We start from the raw sequence: 1323 nt of genomic DNA on the forward strand, positions 1-1323 counted from the left end.
TTTTAATATTGTGCATCTTCTGCCATTTTATCCTTATTCGTCGGATGATGGTTTCTCCGTAATTGATTATCAGCAAGTCAGTCCGGTGGCGGGGGACTGGGAAGATGTTCGCAAGCTTGGATTATCTTCACGGCTGATGTTTGATTATGTGTGCAATCATATTTCCGCCAGCAGTGAATGGTTTAGACAATTTCTGGCGGGTAATCCGAAATACGAAAACTATTTTATTAGCCTGAACGGGGATAGTGATTTATCTGGCGTGACCCGCCCCCGACAGTCGCCGCTGTTAACCGCGTTCCGTTGTGAAAATGGCGAAACCCGCCATGTCTGGACCACCTTCAGCGCGGATCAGATCGACCTGAATTTTGCGCATCCTGACGTGTTGCGCGATATGCTGGACGTGTTGCTGAAATACCTCGCAGAAGGCGCTGAGTATGTGCGTCTCGATGCGGTCGGCTACATGTGGAAAGAACCCGGCACCTCCTGTATTCATCTGCACAAAACGCACTTACTGGTGAAGTTATTCCGCGCTGTGGTGGATTATGTTTCCCCCGGCACCGTGATTATTACCGAAACTAACGTGCCGCATCAGGACAACATCAGTTACTTCGGTAACGGGTATGATGAAGCGCAGATGGTCTATCAGTTCCCGCTGCCACCACTGGTTCTGCATGCCATACACTGTGAAAATGGCGAAACGCTGAAACGCTGGGCCGCCGGTCTGGATGCCTGTACTCCCGCCACTACCTTCTTTAATTTTCTTGCTTCACATGATGGCATTGGCCTCAATCCGTTGCGGGGATTACTGCCGGAACCGGAAATCCTCAGGCTGGTGGAGGCGCTGCAACAGGAAGGCGCACGGGTGTCGTATAAAAATAATCCGGATGGCAGCACCAGTCCGTATGAAATCAACGTCACCTATATGGATGCGCTGAACCGGCAGGCGGACGGTGATGATATCCGTTTGCAGCGCTTCATGCTGGCGCACGCCATTTTGCTGGCGTTCCCCGGTGTTCCTGCGGTGTATATTCAAAGTATTCTCGGTTCACGTAACGATATTCAGGGCGCAGAAATCGCCGGGCATAACCGGGCAATTAACCGGCAAAAATATGATGTCACTGAAATTGAAAAGATATTGTCGAAACCTGATTCATTACGTGCACGGGTATTTTGCGAACTGAAAAAATTAATCGCCTGCCGGACTGAACAAACGGCATTTCATCCTTGTGCGCCGATGCGTGTCATTGAATGTCATGAAAGTGTGTTTGCTTTTACCCGGGGGCAGGGTAACGAAGAAATAGTTTGCCTGTTCAACCTTTCCGC

At 50.0% G+C, this 1323-nt stretch carries 1 protein-coding gene; it reads left to right on the top strand.

The window, feature by feature from the left end; all coding sequences use genetic code 11:
- Positions 1-1323, top strand: a 1323-nt coding sequence (locus tag J1785_RS00955; protein ID WP_217218589.1) for a sugar phosphorylase, incomplete at both ends; no start/stop codon positions are given.

Origin of the sequence: Rahnella perminowiae, assembly GCF_019049755.1 — a bacterium.
Lineage (GTDB): Bacteria > Pseudomonadota > Gammaproteobacteria > Enterobacterales > Enterobacteriaceae > Rahnella > Rahnella perminowiae.